Source organism: Amycolatopsis sp. NPDC104775 (assembly GCF_055583325.1).
Genome location: NZ_JBVJOE010000009.1, coordinates 202,570 through 226,700, shown reverse-complemented (window position 1 = coordinate 226,700; position 24,131 = coordinate 202,570). Strand labels below are relative to the sequence as shown.

Below are 24,131 nucleotides of genomic sequence, written 5' to 3'. Positions count from 1 at the left end.
GTGACCGCATCATCGTGGCTGCTGGTGGCCCTTCCCGCCCTCGGCGCCCTCGTTCTGCTGCTATCCGGCAAACGCGCGAAAGCGTGGGGGCACCTGCTTGGCTGTGCCACCGTCACGCTTGCCTTCGTGTACGCCGTGATCCTGTTCTTCTCCACCGACAGCCACACGGTCACCGACACCAAGGTCTACTCCTGGATCCCGGTGACCCAGCTGCAAGTGGACTTCGGGCTGCGCATCGACGCGTTGTCGCTGACGTTCGTGCTGCTGATCACCGGCGTCGGCATGCTGATCCACTTCTATTCGATCGGCTACATGGCCGACGACGAGGGCCGGTACCGGTTCTTCGCATACCTGAACCTGTTCGTCGCCTCGATGCTGATCCTGGTGCTGGGCAACAGCTTCGTGACGCTGTACCTCGGCTGGGAGGGCGTGGGTCTCGCCTCGTACCTGCTGATCGGCTGGTATCAGAACCGCCCGTCCGCGGCGACCGCGGCGAAGAAGGCGTTCCTGATGAACCGCGTCGGCGACGTCGGGCTCGCGCTGGCGATCTTCCTGATGTTCAAGTACGTCGGCTCGACCGGCTACGCGCAGGTCTTCGAGGGCGTCGCGCAGGGCAAGATCCCGCCGGGCGCGATCACCGCCATCGCGATCCTGCTGCTGCTGGGCGCCTGCGGTAAGTCCGGCCAGTTCCCGCTGCAGGCATGGCTTCCGGACGCGATGGAGGGCCCGACCCCGGTGTCGGCGCTCATCCACGCGGCGACGATGGTCACCGCTGGCGTGTACCTGGTGGCCCGCTCCAACGTCATCTTCACCGCCACGCCGGACGGCAGGCTGGTGGTCACTCTGGTCGGCGCGGTCACGCTGCTGCTCGGGTGTGTCGTCGGCTGCGCTTATGACGACATCAAGAAGGTGCTCGCGTATTCGACGGTCAGCCAGATCGGCTACATGATGCTGGCGGTCGGCCTCGGGCCGGGCATTTACGCGCTCGGCATCATGCACCTGGTGGCGCACGGCTTCTTCAAGGCCGGGCTGTTCCTCGGGGCCGGTTCGGTCATGCACGGCATGAACGACGAGGTCGACATGCGCAAGTTCGGCGGCCTGGCCAAGAAGATGCCGATCACCTTCGTCACCTTCGGCCTCGGCTACCTGGCGATCATCGGCTTCCCGTTCCTCACCGGCTACTACACGAAGGACGCCATCATCGAGGCGGCGTTCGGCCAGGAAGGCTGGCGCGGCTGGGCTTTCGGCCTCGCGACGGTGATCGGCGCCGGGCTCACCGCGTTCTACATGACGCGGCTGATGATGATGACCTTCTTCGGCAAGGAGCGCTGGAAGGACATCAAGAGCACCGACGGACGCGACTTCCACCCGCACGAGTCCAAGCCGATCATGTGGGTCCCGATGGCGATCCTGGCGGTCGGTTCGGTCGGCGCGGGCGCGTTCTTCGCGATCGGCAACCGGTTCGTGGACTGGCTGGCCCCGGTGGTCGGCCAGTTCGAGGAGGCCGAGCACACCCCGATCCCGTCGTGGACGGTGCCCGCGGCGACGCTGGTGCTGGCCGCGCTCGGCGTGCTGCTGGCGGTCTGGCTCTTCCGCCCCTCGCGCGACGTTCCGCTCGAGAAGCCCGAGCGGGTGGCCTGGCCGGTCCGCGCGGCACGCAAAGACCTGTACGGCAACGCGCTCAACGAAACCCTGGTCGCCCGTCCGGGCACCTGGCTGGCGCGGGCGCTGGTGTACGTGGACAACCGCGGCGTCGACGGCGCGGTGAACGGCCTCGCCGCGACACTCGGCGGCGGGTCCGGGCGGCTGCGCCGGATGCAAACCGGATTCGTGCGGTCCTACGCACTGTCCATGCTCGGCGGCACGTTCCTGCTTCTCGCGGCCCTTCTGCTGGTGAGGTTCTCCTGACATGACTTGGCTTCTGGCGCTCATCCTGCTGCCGCTGGCCGGCTCGCTGGTGCTGGCGTTCCTCAAGGGGAACGACCGGGCCGCGGTCGCCACGGCGCTCGCCGTGTCCATTGTGGAGTTCCTGCTGATCATCCCGTTCTGGGCGAGCTACTCGCCCTCGGGCGCGCGCATCCAGCAGGCCACCACGATGGACTGGATCCCGAGCTTCGGCATCCACATCTCGTTCGGCACCGACGGCATCTCGCTCATCATGATCGCGGTGATCGCCCTGCTGGTGCCGATCGTCGTGGGCGCGCTCGGGCTCACCGACAAACTGCCCGCCGGCCGCAGCGCGGGCGGGTTCCTGTCGCTGATCCTGCTGCAGGAGGCGATCACGATCGGCGTCTTCGCGGCGACCGACGTGTTCCTCTTCTACGTGCTGTTCGAGATCATGCTGATCCCGATGTACTTCCTGATCGGCGGCTACGGCGGCGCGAACCGGCAGTACGCGGCGGTGAAGTTCTTCCTGTACTCGTTCCTCGGCGGCCTGATCATGCTGGCGTCGGCGATCGGGGCGTACTCGCTGGCCTCGGACAAGCTCGGCGGCAAGGGCACGTTCGACTGGGCCACGCTGGTGACGGTGGTGCGCGACGCGCCGACCGGCACGCAGATCTGGCTGTTCCTCGGCTTCTTCCTCGCGTTCGCGATCAAGGCCCCGCTGGTCCCGTTCCACACCTGGCTGCCGGACGCCGCCGGCCAGGCTCCGATCGGCGTGGCGGTGCTGCTGGTCGGCGTGCTGGACAAGGTCGGCACGTTCGGGTTCCTGCGGTACTGCCTGCCGATGTTCCCGGAGGGAAGCAAGGCGCTCGCGCCGCTGGTGCTGATCCTGTCGGTGATCGGCGTGCTGTACGGCTCGATCCTCGCCGCCGGGCAGCAGGACATGAAGCGGTTCATCGCCTACGTGTCGATCGCGCACTTCGGGTTCATCGCGCTGGGCATCTTCACCTTCAACGAGCAGGCGATGGTCGGCTCGGTGTCGTACATGCTGAACCACAGCCTGTCGACCGGGATGCTGATCGTGGTGATCGGCCTGATCGTGATGCGCGGCGGGTCGAGCCGGATCTCGGACTACGGCGGCATGGCGAAGGTGACCCCGCTGCTGGCCGGAATGCTGTTGCTGGCCGGGCTTTCCGCGCTGTCGCTGCCGGGGACCAACTCGTTCGTCAGCGAGTTCCTCGTGCTGCTGGGGTCCTTTGTGGACCAGCCGGTGTACACGATCTTGGCGACCGTGGGCATGGTGCTCGCCGCGGCGTACGTGCTGTGGCTGTACCAGCGGATCATGCAAGGCCCGGTTCGCGGTGACGCTCTCGTGGGCGTCGGCGGGGGACCGGGCACCGCGATCGCGCCGGAACTCGGCGCTCGCAAGGCCATTACCGACCTGGGCACACGCGAGATCGCGATTCTCGCGCCCCTGGTCATCCTGATCATCGGACTGGGTTTCTACCCCAAGCCGATGCTCGACACGATCACCCCGTCGGTGCAGGCGACGCTGTCTGCCGTGCAGGGAGGCAAGTAAACCGTGCTCGACATGTTCCTGGCGCAAGCGCCGGCGGCGCCGCTGGAAGTGCCTTCGGTCGATTACGCGGCCGTGCTGCCGATGCTGATCGTCTTCGGCGTCGCCTGCATCGGCGTGCTGGTGGAAGCGTTCGCTCCGAAGGCGACGCGGTGGGGGATCCAGGTCACGATCTCCCTCGTCGCGATCCTCGCCGCGGGCGTTTCGCTGATCCTCTACGCGACCGGCTCCACGTCCACGAAGGCAGGCACGACGACGTTCTCCGGCGCGATCTCGGTCGACCGGCCGTCGTTGTTCCTGTGGGGCACGCTGCTGCTGCTCGGACTCGGCGCGGTGTTCCTCATCGCGGACCGGAAGCTCGAGCCCGGTGGTGCGTTCGTGGCGCAGGCGGCGATCCGGCCGGGCACCGTGCAGGACCGCGCGCAGGCCAGTGCGGCTACGACGTCGCAGACCGAAGTGTTCCCGCTGACGCTCTTCGCGCTCGGCGGGATGATGACTTTCTGCGCGGCCAATGACCTGCTGACGATGTTCATCGCGCTGGAAGTGCTTTCGCTGCCGCTGTATCTGATGTGCGGTCTGGCGCGGCGGCGTCGGCTGATCTCGCAGGAAGCCGCGGTCAAGTACTTCCTGTTGGGGGCGTTTTCGTCGGCGTTCTTCCTGTACGGGCTGGCGTTGCTGTACGGCTACGCGGACTCGGTGAAGCTGGCTGACATCGCGCACGCTGCGGCTGGGTCGGATCGGTCGGACACGTTGCTGTTCGCTGGTCTTGGGCTGCTGGTGGTGGGTCTGCTGTTCAAGGGTTCGGTGGGGCCGTTCCACACGTGGACGCCGGACGTTTATCAGGGTGCGCCTACTCCGGTTACCGGGTTTATGGCTGCTTGCACGAAGGTCGCCGCGTTCGGGGCGATTCTGCGGGTGCTCAGCGTCGGGTTTTCCTCGACCAGCTGGGAATGGCGCGGGGTTATGTGGGCGGTGGCCATCATTTCGATGGCGCTCGGGGCGATTCTTGGCCTGACGCAGACTGATGTGAAGCGGATGATCGCTTACTCGTCGGTGGCGCACGCTGGATTCTTGCTCGTGGGTGCGATCGCGATGACTGAGGACGGGTTGTCCGGGACGCTGTTCTACTTGCTGGCGTATGGGTTTACGACGTTGGCCGCGTTCGGCGTGGTTTCGCTGGTTCGGGATTCCAGCGGGGAGGCTACGCATCTGTCCGCTTGGGCTGGGCTGGCTAAGCGGTCGCCGTTGCTGGCTGGGGTGTTTACGTTCCTGCTGCTTGCGTTGGCGGGGATTCCGTTGACCAGTGGGTTTGTCGGGAAGTTCGTGGTGTTCTCGGCGGCGTTGTCGGACGGGATGGCGCCGTTGGTGGTGGTCGCGTTGGTGTTCAGCGCGGTGGCTGCGTTCTTCTATTTGCGGGTGATCGTGTTGATGTACTTCTCGGAGCCTGCTGCGGATGGGCCTACGGTGACGGTGCCGGGTGGGTTTACTACGGCGGCTATCGCGTTGGGTGTTGTGGTTACGTTGGTGCTTGGGGTGTTGCCTGCCTTTGCGTTGGATTGGGCTGGGGCTGGGGGGTTTGCTTCCTAGCGGCTCGTCGCCTGGCGGCGACATTGCGCCCCGGGCGTGAGGGGGCACCCCGAAGCTGATTGTGATGACGTTCGGCGGGTGCTTGTCAAGGCGGGAAAGATGCCTTGACAAGCACCCGCCGAACGCATTTTTGGCTTCGTATCGGGGCGCGGGGGTGGTGTGGGTGCATGGTGAGGTGGGTGCGCGGGCTGCGGTTTAGGGCCGTGAGGGGAACCCTGAGGGAATCAGAGTCAATGAGGGTTCCCCTCACGGACGTTTAAGGAGTCGGGGCGCAGGCGGTGTGGCCTACGGTGACTGAGCCTGTTGCGCCGGAGGCGGGGGTGAAGTCGATGCGGAGCATGGTGAGGGTCATGCTTCCGTCGCCGGGCAGGGTTTGGATGTTGAAGACTGCGTTCGCCAGGACTGTTCCGTCGGATTTGGTCAGCGGCTTGGTGTAGTTCGCGGGGATGGGGGACGGGAGGCCGGTGATTCCGGTCAGGCCGCTCAGGGTCCAGTTCGCGTTGGTGCCGCTTTGGGTTGCCTTGCAGGTCACCGTGTAACTCGAGATGCGGATGCGTTTTCCGCCTGCGCTCACCAGGGCCGACAGTTCGAAGTTGTTGCCGGTGGCGGTCGACGTCGTGGTGGTGATGTCGTTCGCCGGGTCCGTCACCTCCGTGGTGCACGAGGACGTGCCGCCGCCGAAGGTGACGCCGGGGCGGGACACTGCTGGCGCGGAGCCGCTCGTCGGGCCTTCTACCGAGCACGGGGCCTGGGTGGGCACCGAGACCGTGGTGCCGGACTTCGTGAAGTTCGCGTTGCCGATGTCGGCGATTCCGGCCGGGCTGTCCGCGAAGGCGGTCCCGGCAGCGGCGAGCAAACCGGCGGTGGCCAGCGCTGCCCCGGTGAGTGCGGTGCGCTTGATGATCATGATGGTGTCTCCTCGCTGCTGATGCTGCCTCCAGGACTATCCGCAGGTCCGAATCGCCCGTTGCGTCCTCGGGTGGCGATCACCCGTCCGGGACCGCGGATCAACCCGTTCGTGGCCTGGCGGGCCGCTGGGGCGGCAGTGTCGCCTTCGTCACCGTTTCCGCAGGACAGCGGGTAAAGGCAGGCAGCGGGGCAACCACTACCCTGAAGGGGGTAACCGACTGGCGAAGAGCGCCATGAGAGAGCGGAGCCGACGTGTCTGTGTCTTCACCACCTCCGGGGGCGGCCCGGGATGGCGCTGTCGAGGACCTGCGCGCGACCGTCGGGCTGCAGATCCAGGACGAGCCGTTGCTGCGCGCCATCGCGGGCGGGCTGGCGGATGTCGAGACGATGCTGCGGGACGTCGTGAAAAGCGATGTGCCCGCCGTGCACGACGCCGCGTTGCACCTGGTCGAAGCGGGGGGCAAACGCTTTCGTCCGCTGTTCACGCTGCTGTCGGCGCAGTTCGGGCCCAAGCAGGGTGAGCAGGTGCTGATCGCGGCCGCGGCGGTCGAGCTGGTGCACCTGGCGACGCTGTACCACGACGACGTGATGGACGAGGCGACCATGCGCCGCGGCGCGGAGAGCGTCAACTCGCGCTGGGACAACACCGTCGCGATCCTCACCGGCGACTACCTCTTCGCGCACGCCTCCCGGCTTGTCGCCGACCTCGGCACGGACGCCGCGCGGATCATCGCCGAGACGTTCGGCGAGCTGGTCAGCGGGCAGATGCGGGAGACCGTGGGTCCTGGTCCCGGCGACGATCCGGTCGAGCACTACCTCACCGTCATCGCGCAGAAGACCGGTTCGCTGATCGCGACGTCCGGGCGCTTCGGCGGCATGATGTCCGGCGCGGCTGAGGAGCACATCCAGGCGCTGCGCCGCTTCGGCGACATCATCGGCGCGGCCTTCCAGATCTCCGACGACGTCATCGACATCGCCTCGCCGTCGGTCGAGCTGGGCAAGGCGCAGGGCACTGACCTGCGGGAAGGCGTTCGTACGCTGCCGATGCTGTACGCGCTGGCCGATCCGGACACCGACCCGCGGCTCGTGGAGCTGCTCGCCGGCCCGATCACCGACGACGAGCTGGTGGCCGAGGCACTCGAGCTGCTGCGCCGTTCCAGCGGCCTCGAACGAGCGCGGGAAACCCTTTCCGACTACGCTTCCCGAGCACGTGCCGAGCTCGCCTCGCTGCCCGCTTCCCCTGCGCGCGACGCTTGCGAGTCGGTCGCCGACTACCTGGTCGCGCGAACGTTCTAAAAGGGGCGGAAGATGTCCATTTTCGGGCAGGTGTGGCTCTGGAGCCTGCTGGCCTTCCTCGTCGGCGCGGTCCTCGCCTGGCTGGTGCTGGCGCGTCCGGCGCACAAGCGGGTCCGCGAACTGGAAACGGAACTGGCGAGCGCGCACGCCGACACGGCACGCGCCGCGGCCAGCACGCCCGCGCGCACCGCGGTGCTGCCTCCGGCGGAGGACTGGACCAGAGACCGCCGCGAGCACGCTCCGACGGAAGTCATCCAGGCGACGAGCGCGTTCGAGCCGGAGGCCGAGTACGACGCGGAGTACCGCACGGCTCCGGAACCGGCCGCGGCTGCCGCTCCGGACGACGACGTCGACGAGGCGTTCGCTCAGGCCGAGGCCCGTGAACACCAAGCGGCGAACGGTCTTTTCGACAGCGCGCCTGCCGAGAACGCGCCGGAGGACACCGGTTCGGCCTACCGCGCCGCTGCCACCGAGTACCTGCAGCCCGCCGAGCGTGACACTGGTTCGCATCGCATCGCCGAACCGGCCGAGGACCACGACAGCGGCTACCACCGCATCGCGGAACCGGCGGCCGAGCACGACAGCGGCTACCACCGGCTGCCGGAACCGGATTCCGCGGCGGACTACTCCGAAACGGACAGTCCCGTCGAGGAGGAGCCGAGCCGCCAGCACGCCGAGTCTTTGTCCTCTTTGGAGCGACGGCTCGACCCGGATCCGCTGGACACCACCGCTTCCGAGCCGGAGCCGGTGTCACTGTTCCGTCCGGGACCGGGCCGGGCGACCACCGAGCCGGAACCGGCCTGGTTCAGCCAGCCGGACACTCCGCAGCGGTCGCCGTTCGAGGAACCCGCTGAATCGTCGGTCGGGCACCTCGAAGAGGATTCGTCGACCGACCACCTGATCCCGAGCGCCGAACCGGTCGCTGAGTCCACAGAGGACGCTGGGGAGGCCGGGGAAATCGCGGAAGGCAGCCAGGGCTTGCCGAAACGGCAGCGCCGCGAATCCCCGCGCGGCGGTTTCGACCCGCCGCGGCCGATTCAGCCCTCAATGCGTCCGGTGGAGCGTCGCGAACCGGATCTCGCCGGCGGGCACAGCGGTTCGCTGTTCGAGCCGTCCGTGCAGCCGAACCAGGCCGCGATGGCCGCTCCGGAGCCGCCGCCTGCCCGGCAGACCGCGGACGACGCGGTGCCGCCGGGGCCGTTCGGACCGGGATCGGCGATGCCGCGGCCGGGTGGCGGCCGTCCGGCGGAGGGTTTCACGGTCAAGGCGAGCGTGACGGCGTTGCGGTATTGCGCGGAGGATTCGCCGCAGTTCCCGAAGATGGTGGCTGAGGTGTGGTTCCGCAGTGCCGCTGACGCCGAGCGGGTGGGATTCCGTCCCTTGCATTGAGTCCAGATAAGACAGCGGCCGCCATTCCCGAACCGGGAGTGGCGGCCGCTGTCTTAAGTGGACTAAGCGACGGTCCAGGTGTCCTTGCCCCGCAACAATCCCTGCAGATCCGGCTTGCGCGCCTCGCGCGCCTGCTCGACCTGCGCCCGCGCTGCGTCGTCATACGTGGGTCGTTCGACCTGGCGCAGGATGCCCGTCGGGACGTGGTTCAGGTTCTGGTCGCCCAGCCGGGAAAGCGCGAAGGCGTACGACGTGTCCGCGATCGTCGGGTCGTGCACCACCAGGTTTTCCTCGCCGATTTCCGCGACCTTGCCGACATCCAGGCCGCCCCAGTCGCCGCGGCGGACGCCGAACTCGCTTTCCGGGCCGAAGCGGATCGGCTCGCCCGCGCGCAGCGGGATCAGCCGGGACGCGGCTTCGTCCTTGTCCTTCAAGACATCGAAGGCGCCATCGTTGAAGATCGGGCAGTTCTGGTAGATCTCCACCAGCGCCGAACCGCGGTGTTTCGCCGCCGCTTCAAGGACTTCGGTGAGTCCCTTGCGGTCGGAGTCCAGCGCGCGGCCCACGAACGACGCCTCCGCGCCGATCGCCAGCGACAGCGGGTTGAACGGCGTGTCCAGCGAACCCATCGGCGTGGACTTGGTGACCATGCCCTGGCCCGACGTCGGCGAGTACTGGCCCTTGGTGAGCCCGTAGATCCGGTTGTTGAACAGCAGGATCTTGATGTTCACGTTGCGCCGCAACGCGTGGATCAGGTGATTGCCGCCGATGGACAGCGCGTCGCCGTCGCCGGTGACGACCCACACCGACAGGTCCGGGCGCGTCGTGGCGAGCCCGGTCGCGATCGACGGCGCGCGGCCGTGGATCGAGTGCATGCCGTAGGTGTTGAGGTAGTACGGGAACCGCGACGAGCAGCCGATGCCCGAGATGAAGACGATGTTCTCGCGCTTGAGCCCGAGCGTCGGCAGGAACGACTGCACGGCGTTGAGCACCACGTAGTCGCCGCAGCCGGGACACCAGCGCACTTCCTGGTCGGACTTGTAGTCCTTGGCCTTCTGCGGTTCGTCGGTGGTCGGCACCAGGTCGATGCCGCCCAATTGCGGCAGCCCGAGATCGATGGCGGTCACTTGACGCCCTCCGGAACGAGGTTGGCGATGATGTCGGCGAACACGTTCTGCAGTTCCTCGGCCTTGAACGGCAGGCCGGCGACCTTGGTGTGCGAGTGCACGTCCACCAGGTACTTCGCCCGCAGCAGCAGCGCGAGCTGGCCCAGGTTCATCTCCGGGACCACGACCCGGTCGTAGCGGGCGAGCACCTCGCCGAGATTTTTCGGCAGCGGGTTGAGGTGGCGCAGGTGCGCCTGCGCGATCGGCATCCCGAGCTTGCGCACCCGGCGGCAGGCCGCGCCGATCGGGCCGTAGGACGAACCCCAGCCCAGCGCCAGCACGCGGGCCTCGCCGGACGGGTCGTCGACCTCCAGGTCCGGCACGTCGATGCCGTCGATTTTGGCCTGGCGCAACCGCACCATCTTGTCGTGGTTGTCCGGGTCGTAGGAGATGTGGCCGGTGCCGTCGGCTTTCTCCAGCCCGCCGATGCGGTGCTGCAGCCCCGGAGTGCCCGGGATCGCCCACGCCCGCGCGAGCGTCTCGGGGTCGCGCACGTACGGCCAGAACTCGCCGGATCCGTTGTCCGAGTTGGGTTCCGCCGCGAATTCCACCCGAAGATCCGGCAGGTCTTCGACATTCGGGACCAGCCATGGCTCCGAGCCGTTGGCGATCGCGCCGTCGGACAGCAGCAGCACCGGCGTGCGGTACTTGAGCGCGATCCGGGTGGCCTCGATGGCCGCGTCGAAACAGTCGGCCGGCGAGAGCGGCGCGACGATCGGCACCGGCGATTCGCCGTTGCGGCCGAACATCGCCTGCAGCAGGTCGGCCTGTTCGGTCTTGGTCGGCAGGCCGGTGGACGGCCCGCCGCGCTGCACGTCGATGATCACCAGCGGCAGTTCGGTCATCACGCCGAGGCCGATGGTCTCCGACTTCAACGCGACACCCGGCCCGGACGTGGACGTGATGCCCAGCGCCCCGCCGTAGGACGCGCCGAGCGCGGCCCCGATCCCGGCGATCTCGTCCTCGGCCTGGAAGGTGATGATGCCGTAGTTCTTGTGCTTGGACAGCTCGTGCAGGACGTCCGAGGCCGGGGTGATCGGGTACGTGCCGAGCAGGATCTGCAGCCCGGACTGCTGTCCGGCGGCCACGATCCCGTAGGCCAGCGCGGTGTTGCCGGTGATCTGCCGGTAAGTGCCCTTGTCCAGCTTCGCGGGCGCGACCTCGAAGGTGGTCGCGAACGATTCGGTGGTCTCGCCGTAGTTCCAGCCTGCCCGGAAGGCAAGGATGTTCGCCTCGGCGATGTCCGGCTTCTTCGCGAACTTCTCGCGCAGGAAGCGTTCGGTGCCCTCGGTCGGCCGGTGGTACATCCAGGACAGCAGGCCGAGCGCGAACATGTTCTTGCAGCGTTCGGCGTCCTTCTTGCCGAGGCCGGTGTCGGCGAGCGCGCCCTGGGTCAGCGTCGACATGGCGACCCGGTGCACCTGGAACGGCGAGAGCGAATCGTCTTCGAGCGGGTCGGTCTCGTAGCCGACCTTGACCAGGTTCCGCTTGGAGAACTCGTCGGTGTTGAGGATGATCGTCCCGCCGTGCGGGACGTCCCGCACGTTCGCCTTGAGCGCGGCGGGGTTCATCGCGACGAGCACGTCCGGCCGGTCGCCCGGGGTGAGGATGTCGTAGTCGGCGAAGTGCACCTGAAAGGACGAGACGCCGGGGATGGTGCCCTGTGGCGCCCGGATCTCGGCAGGGAAGTTCGGCATGGTCGACAGGTCGTTCCCGAACGCCGCCGCCTCCGAGGTGAACCGGTCGCCGGTCAGCTGCATCCCGTCGCCCGAGTCGCCGGCAAACCGGATGACCACCCGGTCCAGCTTGTTCACCTCGGTGGACCGGGACGCGGTCAGCGCGCCGTTCCCGGCCGCGCTGCCGTTCGCACTGGTGCTCATGGGTCAGGGAATCCCTCTCTCCCGGCGTGCTGCGGGCCCGGGTCGGCTCCCCGGGGAGCCCGCCGAGGCCTGCTTCCGAGGTTACTCGCCGAGCCTTGGCCTCGGCCCGAGTCCGGCTCAAGTGTGGGGTGTGCAGACCGAATGCCCGCCGGGGGTGCCCTCGATCGTAGGGCGTCTGGTGCCGCGGTCCGGAGTGACGCGCGTCTCTTGCCGCGGGTGCGACACTGACCAGCAGTTTGCTCCAGGTTGAGGGTTCCCGGAATGTGGGAATTTGTGCGCGGACCGGCTCAGCGGCCGCTGATGCGGGCCTTCATCGCCGCCAGCCGCTCCGCGAATGCCGGTGCGGCCAGCGATTCCAGCTGCGGAGTGAGTTCGGCGTCGACCGCCGCGGAGTGTTCGGACAGGACGCTCGTCTGCCGCATAGTCCGCTTGGTGGACAGCACGACCTCGCGCGGCGCGGCGACCGTCGGGGCGGCGAGGTCGCGGGCGGCCTGGACCAATGCGTCGTGGTCGCCTTCGATTAAGCGCAGTGCGAACCCGGCCTCCACAGCGGATTCCGCGGTAAGGGTTTCGCCGAACAACGCCATCGCGGACGCCCGCTGCGGACCGAGGATTCGTTGCGACATCCAGGTCATGCCGCCGCCGGGATGCAACCCCAGTTCGAGGAACCGCGGGATGAATTTGGCGTGCGGCCCCACGAGGCGGACGTCGGCGGCCAGGGCGAGGTTCAGACCAGCACCGACGGCGGCCCCGCCGACCGCGGCGATTGTCGGCAAGCTGCAGGACGCGACAGCGAGGAAGCCCGCGTATACCGAGCGCAGTCCTTCGGCGTCGGCCTCGCCGAGCGCGGTGAGGTCCGCGCCCGCGCAGAACGCCGGGGGTGCGCCAGTAACGATCACCGCGTGCACGCTCTCGTCGGCTTCGGCGCGCGCGACCGCCGCGGCCAGCTCGGCGGAGAGGTCGAGGGTGAGCGCGTTGCGGCTCTTCGGGGCGTCGACGGTGAGCAGCGCGACGCCCTGGTCGTGCTCGCTGTGAATGCGGTCGGTCATGGCGCTCAGCATCGCAGGCGCGTGGTGGTCAAGCCGGTTAGAACCGTCACTCAGGAAGGCGTCGGCGGGCGTTCCAGCAGCCGGGACAACACGACCGTCGAGACGGTGCGGTCGATGATTTCGAGCCCGCGCAGCCGTTCCAGCGCGGTCTCCAGGTGGTGGATGTCGGCGGCGCGCAGGTGCACGATCGCGTCTGCCGCACCGGACACCGTGTACGCGGCGACCACCTCGGTCAGCGGTTCGAGCCGGGCGCGGATCCGGCCGGGCGTGACGTTGCCCTGACAGTGCACCTCGACGAACGCCTCGGTGCCCCAGCCGAGCGCCTCCGGGTCGACGACCGCGGTGAACCCGCGCAGCACGCCCGTTTCCAGCAGTCGGTCCACGCGCCGCTTCACCGCCGGGGCGGACAGTCCGACCACCTTGCCGATCTCCGCGTAGCTGGAGCGGGCATTGGCCACCAGGCAGGAAACGATTCGCTGGTCGATGGTGTTCACACGCAATGTTTAGCACGCAGGTGCGCACTGAACAGCGATTGATTGCGAGATTAGGTCCACCTTAGCCTGGTTGCATGCAGGGAGAGGTTGTGCCGCCGCGGGTGCCCACACCCCGCCGTTACCTGATGTGCCCGCCGCGTTACTTCGCCGTCGACTACGCGATCAACCCCTGGATGGACCCCTCGAAGCCGGTCAGCGCGGACGTCGCCGTCGCGCAGTGGACCGAGCTGCGCGACACCTATCTCCGCCTCGGCCACACCGTCGAGGAAATCGACCCGCAACCCGGCCTTCCGGACATGGTGTTCGCGGCCAACTCGGGCACCGTCGTGGACGGGCGCGTGCTCGGCTCGCGCTTCCGCGCTCCGCAGCGCACCGCCGAGGCCGAGCACTTCCGCCGCTGGTTCCTCGAACACGGCTACCGCGACCTGACCATGCCGGAGAAGATCAACGAGGCCGAGGGCGATTTCGCCTGGACCGGACGGCTGCTGCTGGCCGGCACCGGCTTCCGCACCGACCCGGCCGCGCACGCCGAGGCACAGGAGGTGCTCGGCGTCCCGGTCGTGTCGCTGCAGCTGGTCGACCCGCGCTACTACCACCTGGACACCGCGCTGTTCGTGCTGGCCGAAGCGACCGACACGACGACCGCGCAGGTCGTCTACTACCCGGACGCGTTTTCGCCGGGTTCGCAACGCGTGCTGCGCCGGATGTTCCCGGACGCCGTCCTCGCCACCGCGGCCGACGCCGAGTGCTTCGGACTGAACGGGGTGTCCGACGGCCGCAACGTGGTGCTGCCGGTGGAAGCGACGGATCTCGGCGCTCGGTTGGCGGAGCGCGGGTATGAGCCGGTGTACGTGGACATTTCGGAGCTGCGCAAGGCTGGCGGCGGGCCGAAGTGCTGCACGCTGGAGATCCGCAAGTAGGTCAGTGGGGGTACTCCGTCTGGTCGATCGCGCTCTGCTCCGGGAACGGCCCGGAGGGGAGCGCGGCCGGGTCGATCTTGTGCACGGTGAGCTCGAGGTTGGTGTAGGTGTACCCGTTTTCCTTGAGCCAGGCCGGGACGCCGAATTTCGAGAAGGAGCAGTCGCGGGTGAACCGGCCGGTCGCGGCGTCCCAGTCGGTGCCGCCGGTGCTGTAGGCGGTGTAGTGGCCGTCCGCGATGCCGCCCGCGGAAGCGGTGGCCCCGGCCTTGACGTACACCGTGAATACCGGGCGCGTGCCGTCAGCCAGCGTCACCGCCTGGTCGGTGCCGGAGACGTTCTTGACCGAGATGCTGTTCTTGCCGCTGCCCGCGCCGGTAATGACCGTTTCGTTCGCGAGGCTTCGGTTCGGTTCCGGCTGCGGGCCGGGGAACAGCGGGTCGAGGCGATAGGGGTGGGCCGGGTCGGCGGTCGCCAGTTTCGCGAGGCTGTCGCGCAGACCGGCGACGGCTGGGTCGCGGCTCAGTATCGCCATGGCGGAAAGGGCGCCGCACAGTTTGTTGTCGAACGTCGGGGCGATGACCTTCGGGAGGGCGTTGGCGCTGACCACGTTGAGGTCAGTGAGCAGGTCCCGGTTGGCGGCGCGGACGGCGTCCGGGGGCGTGGCGGCGTCGAGCTGGCGGACGGCCTGGTTGAGCGCGTCGCTGAGAGCTGTTCCCGCGTCCCGGAGGGCGCTGGCGGTGGTCGCCTGTCCGAGCTGCTGGACGGCCGGGGTGATCGACGCGCCGAGGTCGGTGAGGAGCTTCTGGTAGCCAGCCGGGTCGAGCGGAGCGGGTTTGACGGTGCTGCTGGGCGGGCTAACGCTCGGCGCGGCCGCCGGGCTGCTCGTCGCGGCGGCGCTGGACGCGGTCTCGTCGGCCGAGCGGTTCGTCAGGGCCAGCACCGCGCCGGTGCCGAGGACGACGACGGCGACGATCGCGGCGAGCAACCGCGGGCGAGTTTTCACTAGGCCGAGCACCTGACGATTTTCCGGGCTGTGCCAAGGATCCGGGTCGGTATTTATGCTTACCTCAGTACTCGCCCGAGGAACCCGCGCAGGTAGCCCGCGACGACGTCGAGGTGGCTTTCCAGCAGGAAGTGGCCGCCGTCGATCAGGTGTACCTCGGTGTCCTTGGCGTCGCGGGCAAAGGCTTCCGCACCGGCTGGGGCGAAGATCTCGTCGTTGCGGCCCCACACGGCGAGCACCGGGACGTCGTGGGTGCGCAGGAATTCGTGCAGCCGCGGGTAGAGCGGGCGGTTGTGCTGGTAGTCGCGGAACAGCGCGAGCTGGATTTCGTCGTTGCCGGGGCGGGAGACCTGGGCGTGGTCGTGCTCCCAGGTGTCCGGGTCGACCAGGCTCGGGTCGGGGACGCCGTGCAGGTACTGCCAGCGGATGGCGTCGTAGCTCAGCGCGGCGCGGACGGCTGGTTCGGTATCGGGGCCGGGGTTCGCGCCGTACGCCCAGAGTCCGGCCCAGAACTCGTCGACGAAGCCTTCCTCGTAACCGTTGCCGTTCTGGGTGACGATCGCCGAGATTCGGTCGGGGTGGTTGAGCGCGAGCCGCCAGGCGATCGGGGCGCCGTAGTCCTGGACGTACACGGCGTAGCGGTCTAGGCCGAGTTGGTCGAGCAGGCCGGACGTGAGGTCGGCGAGGGCGTCGAAGGTGTAGTCGAACTCGTCGGCCGCGGGGGCGGCGGAGTGGCCGAAGCCGAGGTGGTCCGGCGCGATGACGTGGTAGCGGTCGGCCAGCAGCGGGATGAGGTTCCGGAACATGTACGAGCTGGTCGGATACCCGTGCAGCAGGACGATCGCGGGCGCGTCGGCAGGACCGGCCTCGCGGTAGAAGAGCCGGTGGCCGTCGACGGCGGTCGTGCGGTGGTGGATCACGGCTAACCCCTTTAGCGATTTGATCCGGTTAGGTGTTCGCCAGCGAAGCACGTTCGAGCTAACCTGTCAAAGGGTTCAATCTGGTTAGGGAGCTTCGATGGACGTGCTTGCCCTGCTCAACAGCAGGCCGCTGGTCAACGGCGAGGAAGCCGACGCGCTCGACCGGCGATGGGCGCGGGAGCACGGCGGCGACGGGAGTGTCGCGGAGCTGGAGTTGCTGCGGCAGGCGCGGGACCTGCTGCGAGACGTCGTGCGCGGGGACAGCTCGCCGGTGGTGTTGCGTCCGCTGTTCGACGGGGTGCGTCAGGTTCCGGAGGTTTCCGCGGACGGGCTTCGCTGGTCGGTCGAGACCCCGCCGCATGCCCGGTTGGCGGTGGAGGCGGTGCTGGACTGGGCCGCGATCGAGAAGGATCTTCCCGGGCGGTTGCGCGCCTGCGCCAATGACGAGTGCCAGCTGTTCCTGCTCGATCGCAGCCGGGCGAATCGGGCGCGCTGGTGCTCGATGGCGGCCTGCGGCAATCGCGAGAAGGTGCGGCGGCACTATCAGCGAAATCATTGAATCTTCACCCAAAAGTGTGAAGCTGACCGTTGTCTACAAGTGTGGACGTATTCCGATTTTCCTGCGGGAGTGCTTTCCCTGTGCTGGAAATTCACTGCTGACCATGGGTTCAGCGCCGGTAACTACTCCGTTTGCGAATCCGATTAATCGGGTACGGTACGTCGGACGGGAGGCGCGGATGATCACCTTTGCGGTGCACGGCATTGGGAAGCCCCAGCGAACCCTCGATCCCGGCGAGGACGAGCGGTGGATCACCGTGGAGCAGTTCGACGCGCTCTTGGACGTCGTTTCGGGCAGCGACGCACAGCTCACTTTCGACGACGGGAACGCCTCGGATGTCGAGATCGCGCTGCCCCGGCTGGTCGAGCGCGGGCTTTACGCCGAGTTCTTCCCGCTGGCCGGCCGGGTCGGCGAGCGCGGGTACGTGGACCGCGACGGGCTGCGGCAGCTGGTGGACGCGGGGATGCACGTCGGGTCGCACGGCTGGGACCGGCTCGACTGGCGGCGGCTGAACGGTCCGTTCGCGGTGCGCCGGGAGCTGGACGAGGCACCGCGGTTGCTGGAGCAGCTGAGCGGGGCTCCGGTGCGGCGGTTTTCCCTGCCCGAGGGCCGGTTCGGCCGCCGGGTGCTGACGCATTTGCGCGACGCGGGCGCGACCCGCGTGTACGCGAACGTCGGCGGGGTGCGCGGGGCGGCGCTGGTGCGGTCCCGGACGGAGATCCGGTCGGACCTGAACCCACGCTGGGCGGAAGCGGTGAGCCAGCGTCCGCGTCGCTTCGCCGGACGCGTCGCTTCGCCGGACGCTGGGCTTCCCGGCCCGGGCGGTAATTCGCCCGCCTCCGGTCTGGCAAGGACTCCTTCCCGGACTTGGCTTCCCGCAACGAGCCCTTCCCGGACTGCTCGGTTCGGCGGGAAAAAACACCCTCTTTTGGCGGGTTGTGACCACGTCCCTTCGGCGGCATCCTGAGCGCGCGCCGCCGTAAGGAAAGTTTCCTAATAAAAGGGAGCGTCGATGCGGAAACTCGTCCTGCTCGCGATTCTGGCGATAGCCGCCGCCGTCCTGCCCGCCGCGCTCGCTTCCGCGGCGACCGCCGCGCCGGAAGCGGTTCAGGCGGGTCCGACCGCGGACCAGATCCTCGCCAAGGTCGCCTCCTGCAAGCAGATCTCCAACGGCAAATACAAAACCGACGAGGACTCCGGCAGCGCGACCGTTCCGGTCTGCGACGCGGGCAAGGCGGTCTTCTGGAAAGCCGACATGGACATCGACTGCGACGGCCAGCGCACCACGCAGTGCAACGAGAACACCGACTGCTGCTTCTACCCCGACACCGCCTTCCCGCAATCGGACGGCAAACCGCTCAACGCCGCGAAGCTGCCCTACATCGTCGTGCCTAGTTCGAGCGGCATCTGGAACTACGCGAACTCCGGCCTCCGCGGCGGCGGTTCCTGTGCGGTGATCTACAACGGCAAGGTCGAGTACGCGGTCATCGGGGACACCGGCCCGAACAAGATCATCGGCGAGGCGTCCTACGCCACGGCCAAGGACCTCGGGATCAATCCGGACCCGAAGAACGGCGGGGTCGACTCCGGCGTGACCTACGTGTGCTTCAAGAACTCGGCGGTGAACCCGATCGAGGACCACGCCGCCGCGACGAGCACGGGGCAAAAACTGGCCTCCGCGTTCGTCGGCGGCAACTGAATTTTCCGAAGCTTCGGAAGGCATTCACTGCCCTTTCCGGACAACGGTGGGCAAATTCCCCGGCCGGTAGGGCCGGATGGGGTAACGCGGGCCGGATGGCCGGCACACGGCGGGAATCCTTGTCAGGACAAGGGTTCCCGCCTTGTTATGCGGAACCGGTAACGAAGCCCGTCCGCGCTCCGACCAATGAGCAGCGAACGGTCGGGCGGAGGTTCCGTGGTGAAGATCAGCGTCTTCGGGCTGGGATACGTCGGGTGCGTGTCCGCGGCTTGCCTGGCGGGAGAAGGACACGAGGTCGTCGGAGTAGACGTCAATCCGGCGAAGGTGGCTCTCGTGACGGCCGGCAAGGCACCGGTGGTCGAGGAGCGGATCGGCGAACTGACCGCGGAGGTGGTTGCCTCCGGTGCGCTGCGGGCGACCACCGACGTGGCCGAAGCGATTGGTTCGACGGACGTTTCCCTGGTCTGCGTCGGTACGCCGTCCGCGCCCAACGGGAGTCTTTCCACCGAGTACCTGCAACGCGTAGCCGAGGAAATCGGCACTGCGTTGAAGGAACGAAAAGGGTTGGGTGACAACGAGAACCGGCATACGGTCGTGTTCCGGAGCACGATGCTGCCGGGGACCTGCCTCGGGTTGCTCGTGCCGATTCTGGAAAAGCACAGCGGCGGCACCGCGGGGGTCGATTTCGGCGTGGCGGTGAACCCGGAGTTCCTCCGCGAGGGCACCAGCGTCCGCGACTTCTTCCAGCCGCCGAAAACGGTGATCGGTGAGTTTGATCCCGCCAGCGGCGACGTCGTGGCGAAACTCTACGAGGGACTGCCCGGCGACGTCTTCCGCGTGCCGATCCCGGTCGCGGAGATGACGAAGTACGCGGACAACGCTTTCCACGGCGTGAAGATCGGTTTCGCGAACGAACTCGGCGCGATCTGCCGGGCGCTCGGGCTCGATTCGCATCAGGTGATGGACGTGTTCCTCGCCGATCGCAAGCTCAACATCAGCCCGGCGTACCTGCGGCCGGGTTTCGCCTTCGGCGGTTCCTGCCTGCCGAAGGACCTGCGCGGGCTCGTCTACGCCGCGCGGCAGGCGGACGTCTCGGTGCCGTTGCTCGCACACGTGCTTCCGTCGAACACCGAACATCTGCACCGGGCGTTCGACCTGGTCGCGCGGACCGGGAAACGCAAGGTCGGGCTGTTCGGGCTTTCGTTCAAACCGGGCACTGACGACCTGCGCGAAAGTCCGCTGGTCGAACTCGCCGAACGGTTGCTCGGCAAGGGATACGACCTCAAGATCCACGACGCCAACGTCAGCCTGTCGCGGCTGATGGGGGCCAACCGCGAGTACATCGAAAGCCGGCTCCCGCATCTCGGGCAGCTGCTCGCCGGGTCGGTGCAGGAGGTGCTCGACCACGCCGAAGTGTGCTTGATCGGCACCTCGGACCCGGAAGTGCTGGCCGCGCTGCCGCACGGCAGTGGTCCGGTGCTGGTCGATCTGGTCCGCGTCCCGGACGCCGCCGCGCGCCGGACGGAAGAGGGGTACGTCGGCCTTGCCTGGTGAAGGCTTTTCCGAAAACGAAATCCTGCGGAACCGGGTCGCGCTGATTCTTGTGGAGAATCTGTCGGTGCCGTTCGACCGGCGAGTGTGGCAGGAATGCCAGACATTGCGCGACGCCGGGATGACGGTGCACGTGATCTGCCCACAGGGCACGAAACGGGACACCGAAGCCGAAGTCGTGCTCGACGGCGTGCACATCCACCGGTATCCGCTGCGAGCAGCGACCGGCGGACCCGCCGGGTACGCGCGCGAGTACGGATCCGCGCTGTGGCATACGTTCCGGCTGGCCCGCAAGATCGGCCGGGTCGACGTCGTGCACGCCTGCAACCCGCCGGACCTGCTTTTCCTCGTCGCCCGGATGGTGCGAAGACGTGGCGCGAAATTCATTTTCGATCAGCACGACCTGGTGCCGGAACTGTATTTGTCCCGCTTCGACCGCGGACAGGATTTCCTTTACCGCGGCGTTTGTGCGTTGGAACGCGCCACCTACCGCGCGGCCGACGTCGTGCTCTCCACCAACGAGAGCTACCGCGAGGTCGCGCGGATCCGCGGCGGCAAGCGCCCCGAGGACGTGTTCGTGGTCCGCAGCGCGCCGGTCGTGGAGCGGTTCCACGAGGTGCCGGTGGAGCCGGAACTCAAGCGGGGCAAGCCGAATCTGCTGTGCTATCTCGGCGTGATGGGCCCGCAGGACGGGGTGGATTACGCCCTGCGCGCGCTCGCTTCCCTGCGCGACGAAGTGGGCCGCGACGACTGGCACGCGGTGTTCGTCGGCGCGGGCGACACGTTCGACGAGATGGTCGCGTTGTCGCGGGAGTTCGGTCTGTCCGGGCAGGTGGAATTCACCGGCCGGGTGTCCGACGAAGATTTGCTGCGGTATTTGTCGGCCGCCGACGTGTGTCTTTCGCCGGATCCGCTCAATCCGCTCAACGACGTGTCGACGATGAACAAGGTCATGGAGTACATGGCCATGGGCAAACCGATGGTGTCGTTCGAGCTGCGCGAGGCGCGGGTGTCGGCGGGCGAGGCGGCGCTTTACGCCCCGGCCAACGACATCGCGGAGTTCGCGAAGCTCGTCTCCGTGCTCCTGGACGACCCGCAGCAGCGGGAACGGATGGGGAAGCTTGGCAAGGAACGCGTGCGCGGACCGCTCGCCTGGGGCAATTCGCAGGCGGCGTTGATCAAGGCGTACGAGCGTGCGCTGGGTTGAGCTGGGTCGCGTTTCGAACAAGGTTCGGCCGGATGGTGTAACCAACCGGTGCGGTGCCGCGACGGGGTCAATGACCCGTGCGTCGGCCCGTGAGGGGAGACCTGGTTTTGAGTGACGAAACAGTACGCCTCTCCGTCGTGGGGAAGGTCGTGCGCCGTCGATGGCGAGCGCTGCTGCTGCTCGCGGTCGTCGGCGCGGGTGTCGGGGCCGGGGCTTCGGTGGTGCTGTCGCCGGGATACGAGGCGCAGGCCAGCGTGTTGCTGCAAGGAGCGCGGCAGCCGGACGAACTGCTGACCCAGGCGCAGGTGGCGACGAGTTCGGTGGTGCTCGACCGGGCGTCGGCGGCGCTGGGACTCGGAATTCGCGGGACGGACTTGCAGAAATCGGTCACCCCGTCGGTCGCGCAGGGCAATGTCGTGACGCTCACCGCGAAAGGTGACAGCCCGGAGCACGCGCAACGGCTGGCGGACCAGGTGGCCAAAGAGTTCGTGAAATATTCGACGCAATTGCTCGGAAATTCCGCCGACCAGGCCGCGCAACTCGCGCAACAGCAGAGGGAATCGCTGCGCCAGCAGATCGCGCAGACCAATCAGCGGATCCTCGACCTGTCGAAGGCCGTGGCGAACGGCGACTCCGTCGAGGGCGTGCAGGCACGCACCACGCTGCAGGGATTGCGGACGGCGCTGGAGCAGGCGGTCAACAACCTCAACGCGGCGGACGCGGCGACCGGCGCGGGCAACATGGTCGTGCTCGGCCCGTCCGAACGGCCGTCTTCGCCGTCCGCGCCGACCTTCCTGCAGCTGACGGTCGGCGGAGCGGTGCTGTTCTTCGTGCTCGGGGTACTGGGCTATCTCTTCGGTGCGAGGACTGACCGGCGGCCGCGCAGCGAAGACGAAATCGGGTCCGCGCTGGGTGCTCCGGTGCTGGCGAGCGTGGACATCCCGGCGGCCGCGGACACGCCGGTGAAGTGGTGGCGCAAAGCGGTCGGGAACGACCGGCCGTGGAATCTGCCCGAGGTGCCGGCGTCGGCGGACGACGCGGCTCGCGAGGTGCGGTACCGCCGCGTGCTGGCGCGGCTGGGTGCGGACCGCGACGGAGTGTTGCGGTTGCTGATTCTCGTCCCGCGCGGGGACGCCTCGGCGCGGGAGGTCGCGGAGCAGTTCGCGGACGCCGCGTGCGGCGAGCGCAGGCGGGTCGAGGTGAAGGTGGCCGAGATCGAGGTGGTACCCGGGGCGCAGCCGATCGTGCCGGACGGAACGGCAGGGGTGCTCGTGGTGGTGTCGCTCGGCTCGCGCAACGCGTGGGAACTGGTTTCGATCGCGGAGGCTTGCTCGGACGCCGGGCACGAAATTCTCGGTGCCGTGCTGGCGAGGGAAGTGCACCTGGCTGGCGGGCCGAAGCCCAAGCCCGCCGTCAAGCAGCGCACGGACGAGCTGGCGGGTGCGAGATGAGCACGGGACAGGTCCAGCCGCTCGTCGATCTCCAGCGGCTGGTGGTCGCGCTGCGGCGCAAACGACGGTTCTGGCTGACGACCGCGCTGGCCGGGCTGGTCCTCGGCTGCGCGGTGGCGGTCCTGCTGCCCGCGCCGCCCACCGCGGTCACGAAGATCATGGTGATTCACCCCAACGACTCGCCGACCGACAGCGGCACGCTGATGCGCACCGACGTCGCCGTGCTTTCGACGGTCAACATGGCGGCGGCGGCCCTGAAACGGATCAACAACACCGAAGCGCCGTCGGATTTCCTGAAGGACTACGCCGGGCTCGGTCTCACCAACAACGTCCTGCAGGTGACGGTCAAGGGAAAGACCAAGGACGACGCGGTCGCGAAGGCGAAAGCGCTCGCGGACGCGTTCATCGCCGACCACACGCAGCGCACGCAAGCAGCCGCGACCGGCCGCTCGAAGGCGTTGCTGCAGCAGCGGGACCAGGCACAGGCGCAGCTGACGGACATTGACAACCAGGCGGCGGCTGAGGTCGGAAAGGGCCGCAACTCCAACGCGGGTGCGCTGGAGCAGCTGTACACGCAGCGCGCGAACCTGGTGTCGAAGATCGCCGATCTGCAGAACCAGGCGCAGCAGGCCGGGATCGGGTCGCCGGAGGTCATCGCCGGGACGCAGATCGTGGACGCGCCCGCGGTCCAGCCGGTGTCCAAGCTCAAGACCTACGGCACGCCCGCCGGGGTCGGGCTGGCACTGGGGCTCGCGCTCGGGCTCGCGTTCGCCGCGGTGACCGCGCTGGTCCGGGACCGGCCGGTGTTGCGCCGCGAAATTTCGCAGCACCTCGGGGCTTCGGTGATCGCGCAGGTCGGCGTGAAACCGGTCGGCCCGGCGAAGCTGTGGCGGCGTTCCAAGGCGGTGACTGACACCAGCCGGGTGGCGCTCACGCTCGCGCGGGCGGCGCGGGAGGACCGGGCTTCGCTGTCGTTGCTGGAGATCGGCGCGGCTTCGACCGCGGCGAAGGTGGCGGTGGAACTCGGCCGGTCGCTGGCCGAGGACGGGCCGGTGGTGCTCGTGGACGACCTGCCCGGCAAGGAACTGTCGCGGCTGCCCGTGGAGGGGAACGTCCAGATCGTCGAGGCGGGCGATCCGGCGGTGGCCCGTGCGGTGCGCCGGGTCGGCGTCGGCACGGCCGCTCCGGGCACGGCGTGGACCGATCTGTCGGCGCTCGGCGCGGAGACCGTCTTGGTGGTTCGTGCCGGGTTCGCCAACACCCAATGGCTGCACACCGTCGCGCGGCAGCTCGCCGACTGCGGCGTGCCGATCCTCGGCGTGGTGCTGGTCGATCCGGATCCGAAGGACCACACCGACGGCACGCTCTGGGACGGGCTGCACACGGCGTTGCGCGGGCGCGCGGCGGTGATCGCGAAGAAACAGGAAGACGCGGTCGAGCTGGAACTGCGCGGCGAAACCAAGCCGATCGAGTGGCCGACTAAGCGCGACGTCGAACGCAGGCGCCGTCCGCTCGACCGGACTCGTCCGCCGTCGCCTGTGGATCCGGACGCACCGACGAGGCGGCTCAAACCCGTCCAGGAAAGCTAGGG

The 24,131-nt window shown here is 68.2% G+C and carries 19 protein-coding genes and 1 pseudogene; 13 read left to right on the top strand and 7 right to left on the bottom strand.

Features of this window, described 5'->3' with window-relative positions:
- The 3 genes from nuoL to nuoN are packed head-to-tail and all read left to right on the top strand — an operon-like array spanning position 1 to position 5,047.
- Positions 1 to 1,908 carry an NADH-quinone oxidoreductase subunit L gene (gene nuoL / locus ACZ63D_RS33710; RefSeq protein ID WP_465358354.1) on the top strand — a complete coding sequence of 636 codons (1,908 nt, stop codon included), beginning with the start codon at positions 1 to 3 and terminating at the stop codon, positions 1,906 to 1,908.
- A gap of 1 nt (position 1,909) precedes the next feature.
- Positions 1,910 to 3,463, top strand: a complete 1,554-nt coding sequence (locus tag ACZ63D_RS33705; protein WP_465358353.1) for an NADH-quinone oxidoreductase subunit M — start codon at positions 1,910 to 1,912, stop codon at positions 3,461 to 3,463.
- Positions 3,464 to 3,475: 12 nt separating this feature from the next.
- On the top strand, positions 3,476 to 5,047 hold the full coding sequence (nuoN, locus tag ACZ63D_RS33700; protein ID WP_465358483.1) for an NADH-quinone oxidoreductase subunit NuoN: 1,572 nt from the start codon (positions 3,476 to 3,478) through the stop codon (positions 5,045 to 5,047).
- A 256-nt stretch (positions 5,048 to 5,303) separates the two neighbouring features.
- On the opposite strand, the gene ACZ63D_RS33695 is transcribed toward nuoN, so the two are convergent.
- The gene (locus tag ACZ63D_RS33695; RefSeq protein ID WP_465358352.1) at positions 5,304 to 5,954 is read right to left on the bottom strand and encodes a hypothetical protein; all 651 of its coding nucleotides are present in this window, start codon (positions 5,952 to 5,954) and stop codon (positions 5,304 to 5,306) included.
- A gap of 260 nt (positions 5,955 to 6,214) precedes the next feature.
- Between ACZ63D_RS33695 and ACZ63D_RS33690 the strand changes: the two genes are divergently transcribed.
- Both ACZ63D_RS33690 and ACZ63D_RS33685 read left to right on the top strand, forming a co-directional pair.
- Entirely contained in the window at positions 6,215 to 7,252 is a 1,038-nt protein-coding gene (locus ACZ63D_RS33690; RefSeq protein ID WP_465358351.1) for a polyprenyl synthetase family protein, read from the top strand.
- Positions 7,253 to 7,264: 12 nt separating this feature from the next.
- Positions 7,265 to 8,641 (top strand): LapA family protein, encoded by a 1,377-nt coding sequence (locus ACZ63D_RS33685; protein ID WP_465358350.1) that lies wholly within the window; start codon positions 7,265 to 7,267, stop codon positions 8,639 to 8,641.
- A 62-nt stretch (positions 8,642 to 8,703) separates the two neighbouring features.
- On the opposite strand, the gene ACZ63D_RS33680 is transcribed toward ACZ63D_RS33685, so the two are convergent.
- From ACZ63D_RS33680 to ACZ63D_RS33665, 4 genes are all read right to left on the bottom strand, one after another.
- Entirely contained in the window at positions 8,704 to 9,768 is a 1,065-nt protein-coding gene (locus ACZ63D_RS33680; protein WP_465358349.1) for a 2-oxoacid:ferredoxin oxidoreductase subunit beta, read from the bottom strand.
- Positions 9,765 to 11,687, bottom strand: a complete 1,923-nt coding sequence (locus ACZ63D_RS33675; RefSeq protein ID WP_465358348.1) for a 2-oxoacid:acceptor oxidoreductase subunit alpha — start codon at positions 11,685 to 11,687, stop codon at positions 9,765 to 9,767. The genes ACZ63D_RS33680 and ACZ63D_RS33675 overlap by 4 nt, the downstream gene beginning before the upstream one ends.
- A 287-nt stretch (positions 11,688 to 11,974) precedes the next feature.
- Positions 11,975 to 12,736 (bottom strand): enoyl-CoA hydratase, encoded by a 762-nt coding sequence (locus ACZ63D_RS33670; protein ID WP_465358347.1) that lies wholly within the window; start codon positions 12,734 to 12,736, stop codon positions 11,975 to 11,977.
- A 50-nt stretch (positions 12,737 to 12,786) separates the two neighbouring features.
- A complete protein-coding gene (locus ACZ63D_RS33665) occupies positions 12,787 to 13,230 on the bottom strand; it encodes an Lrp/AsnC family transcriptional regulator (RefSeq protein ID WP_037712217.1) in 444 nt (147 codons plus the stop codon).
- Between the two features lie 74 nt (positions 13,231 to 13,304).
- On the opposite strand from ACZ63D_RS33665, the gene ddaH reads away from it, so the two are divergent.
- Positions 13,305 to 14,150, top strand: coding sequence for a dimethylargininase (ddaH, locus tag ACZ63D_RS33660; RefSeq protein WP_465358346.1), 846 nt, complete (start codon positions 13,305 to 13,307; stop codon positions 14,148 to 14,150).
- A 1-nt stretch (position 14,151) separates the two neighbouring features.
- Here ddaH and ACZ63D_RS33655 read toward each other — a convergent pair whose 3' ends face one another.
- Positions 14,152 to 15,153: a hypothetical protein gene (locus ACZ63D_RS33655; protein ID WP_465358345.1), complete on the bottom strand. Its 1,002-nt coding sequence runs from the start codon at positions 15,151 to 15,153 to the stop codon at positions 14,152 to 14,154.
- A 59-nt stretch (positions 15,154 to 15,212) separates the two neighbouring features.
- Positions 15,213 to 16,070 carry an alpha/beta fold hydrolase gene (locus tag ACZ63D_RS33650; RefSeq protein WP_465358482.1) on the bottom strand — a complete coding sequence of 286 codons (858 nt, stop codon included), beginning with the start codon at positions 16,068 to 16,070 and terminating at the stop codon, positions 15,213 to 15,215.
- A 100-nt stretch (positions 16,071 to 16,170) separates the two neighbouring features.
- Here ACZ63D_RS33650 and ACZ63D_RS33645 point away from each other — a divergent pair, with 100 nt between their 5' ends.
- From ACZ63D_RS33645 to ACZ63D_RS33615, 7 genes and pseudogenes are all read left to right on the top strand, one after another.
- Positions 16,171 to 16,632 carry a CGNR zinc finger domain-containing protein gene (locus ACZ63D_RS33645; protein WP_465358344.1) on the top strand — a complete coding sequence of 154 codons (462 nt, stop codon included), beginning with the start codon at positions 16,171 to 16,173 and terminating at the stop codon, positions 16,630 to 16,632.
- A 178-nt stretch (positions 16,633 to 16,810) separates the two neighbouring features.
- Positions 16,811 to 17,389 (top strand): annotated as a pseudogene (locus ACZ63D_RS33640) (polysaccharide deacetylase family protein); the annotation flags it as partial.
- Between the two features lie 255 nt (positions 17,390 to 17,644).
- Positions 17,645 to 18,331: a glycoside hydrolase family 75 protein gene (locus ACZ63D_RS33635; RefSeq protein WP_465358343.1), complete on the top strand. Its 687-nt coding sequence runs from the start codon at positions 17,645 to 17,647 to the stop codon at positions 18,329 to 18,331.
- 219 nt (positions 18,332 to 18,550) lie between these two features.
- Positions 18,551 to 19,885, top strand: coding sequence for a nucleotide sugar dehydrogenase (locus ACZ63D_RS33630; RefSeq protein ID WP_465358481.1), 1,335 nt, complete (start codon positions 18,551 to 18,553; stop codon positions 19,883 to 19,885).
- Positions 19,886 to 20,015: 130 nt separating this feature from the next.
- On the top strand, positions 20,016 to 21,089 hold the full coding sequence (locus tag ACZ63D_RS33625) for a glycosyltransferase family 4 protein (RefSeq protein ID WP_465358480.1): 1,074 nt from the start codon (positions 20,016 to 20,018) through the stop codon (positions 21,087 to 21,089).
- Between the two features lie 107 nt (positions 21,090 to 21,196).
- Complete coding sequence (locus tag ACZ63D_RS33620; protein ID WP_465358342.1) at positions 21,197 to 22,540, top strand: YveK family protein; 1,344 nt, start codon at positions 21,197 to 21,199, stop codon at positions 22,538 to 22,540.
- Complete coding sequence (locus ACZ63D_RS33615; RefSeq protein WP_465358341.1) at positions 22,537 to 24,129, top strand: Wzz/FepE/Etk N-terminal domain-containing protein; 1,593 nt, start codon at positions 22,537 to 22,539, stop codon at positions 24,127 to 24,129. Before ACZ63D_RS33620 ends, ACZ63D_RS33615 begins: the two co-directional genes overlap by 4 nt.
- The last annotated feature ends 2 nt before the right edge of the window (positions 24,130 to 24,131 follow it).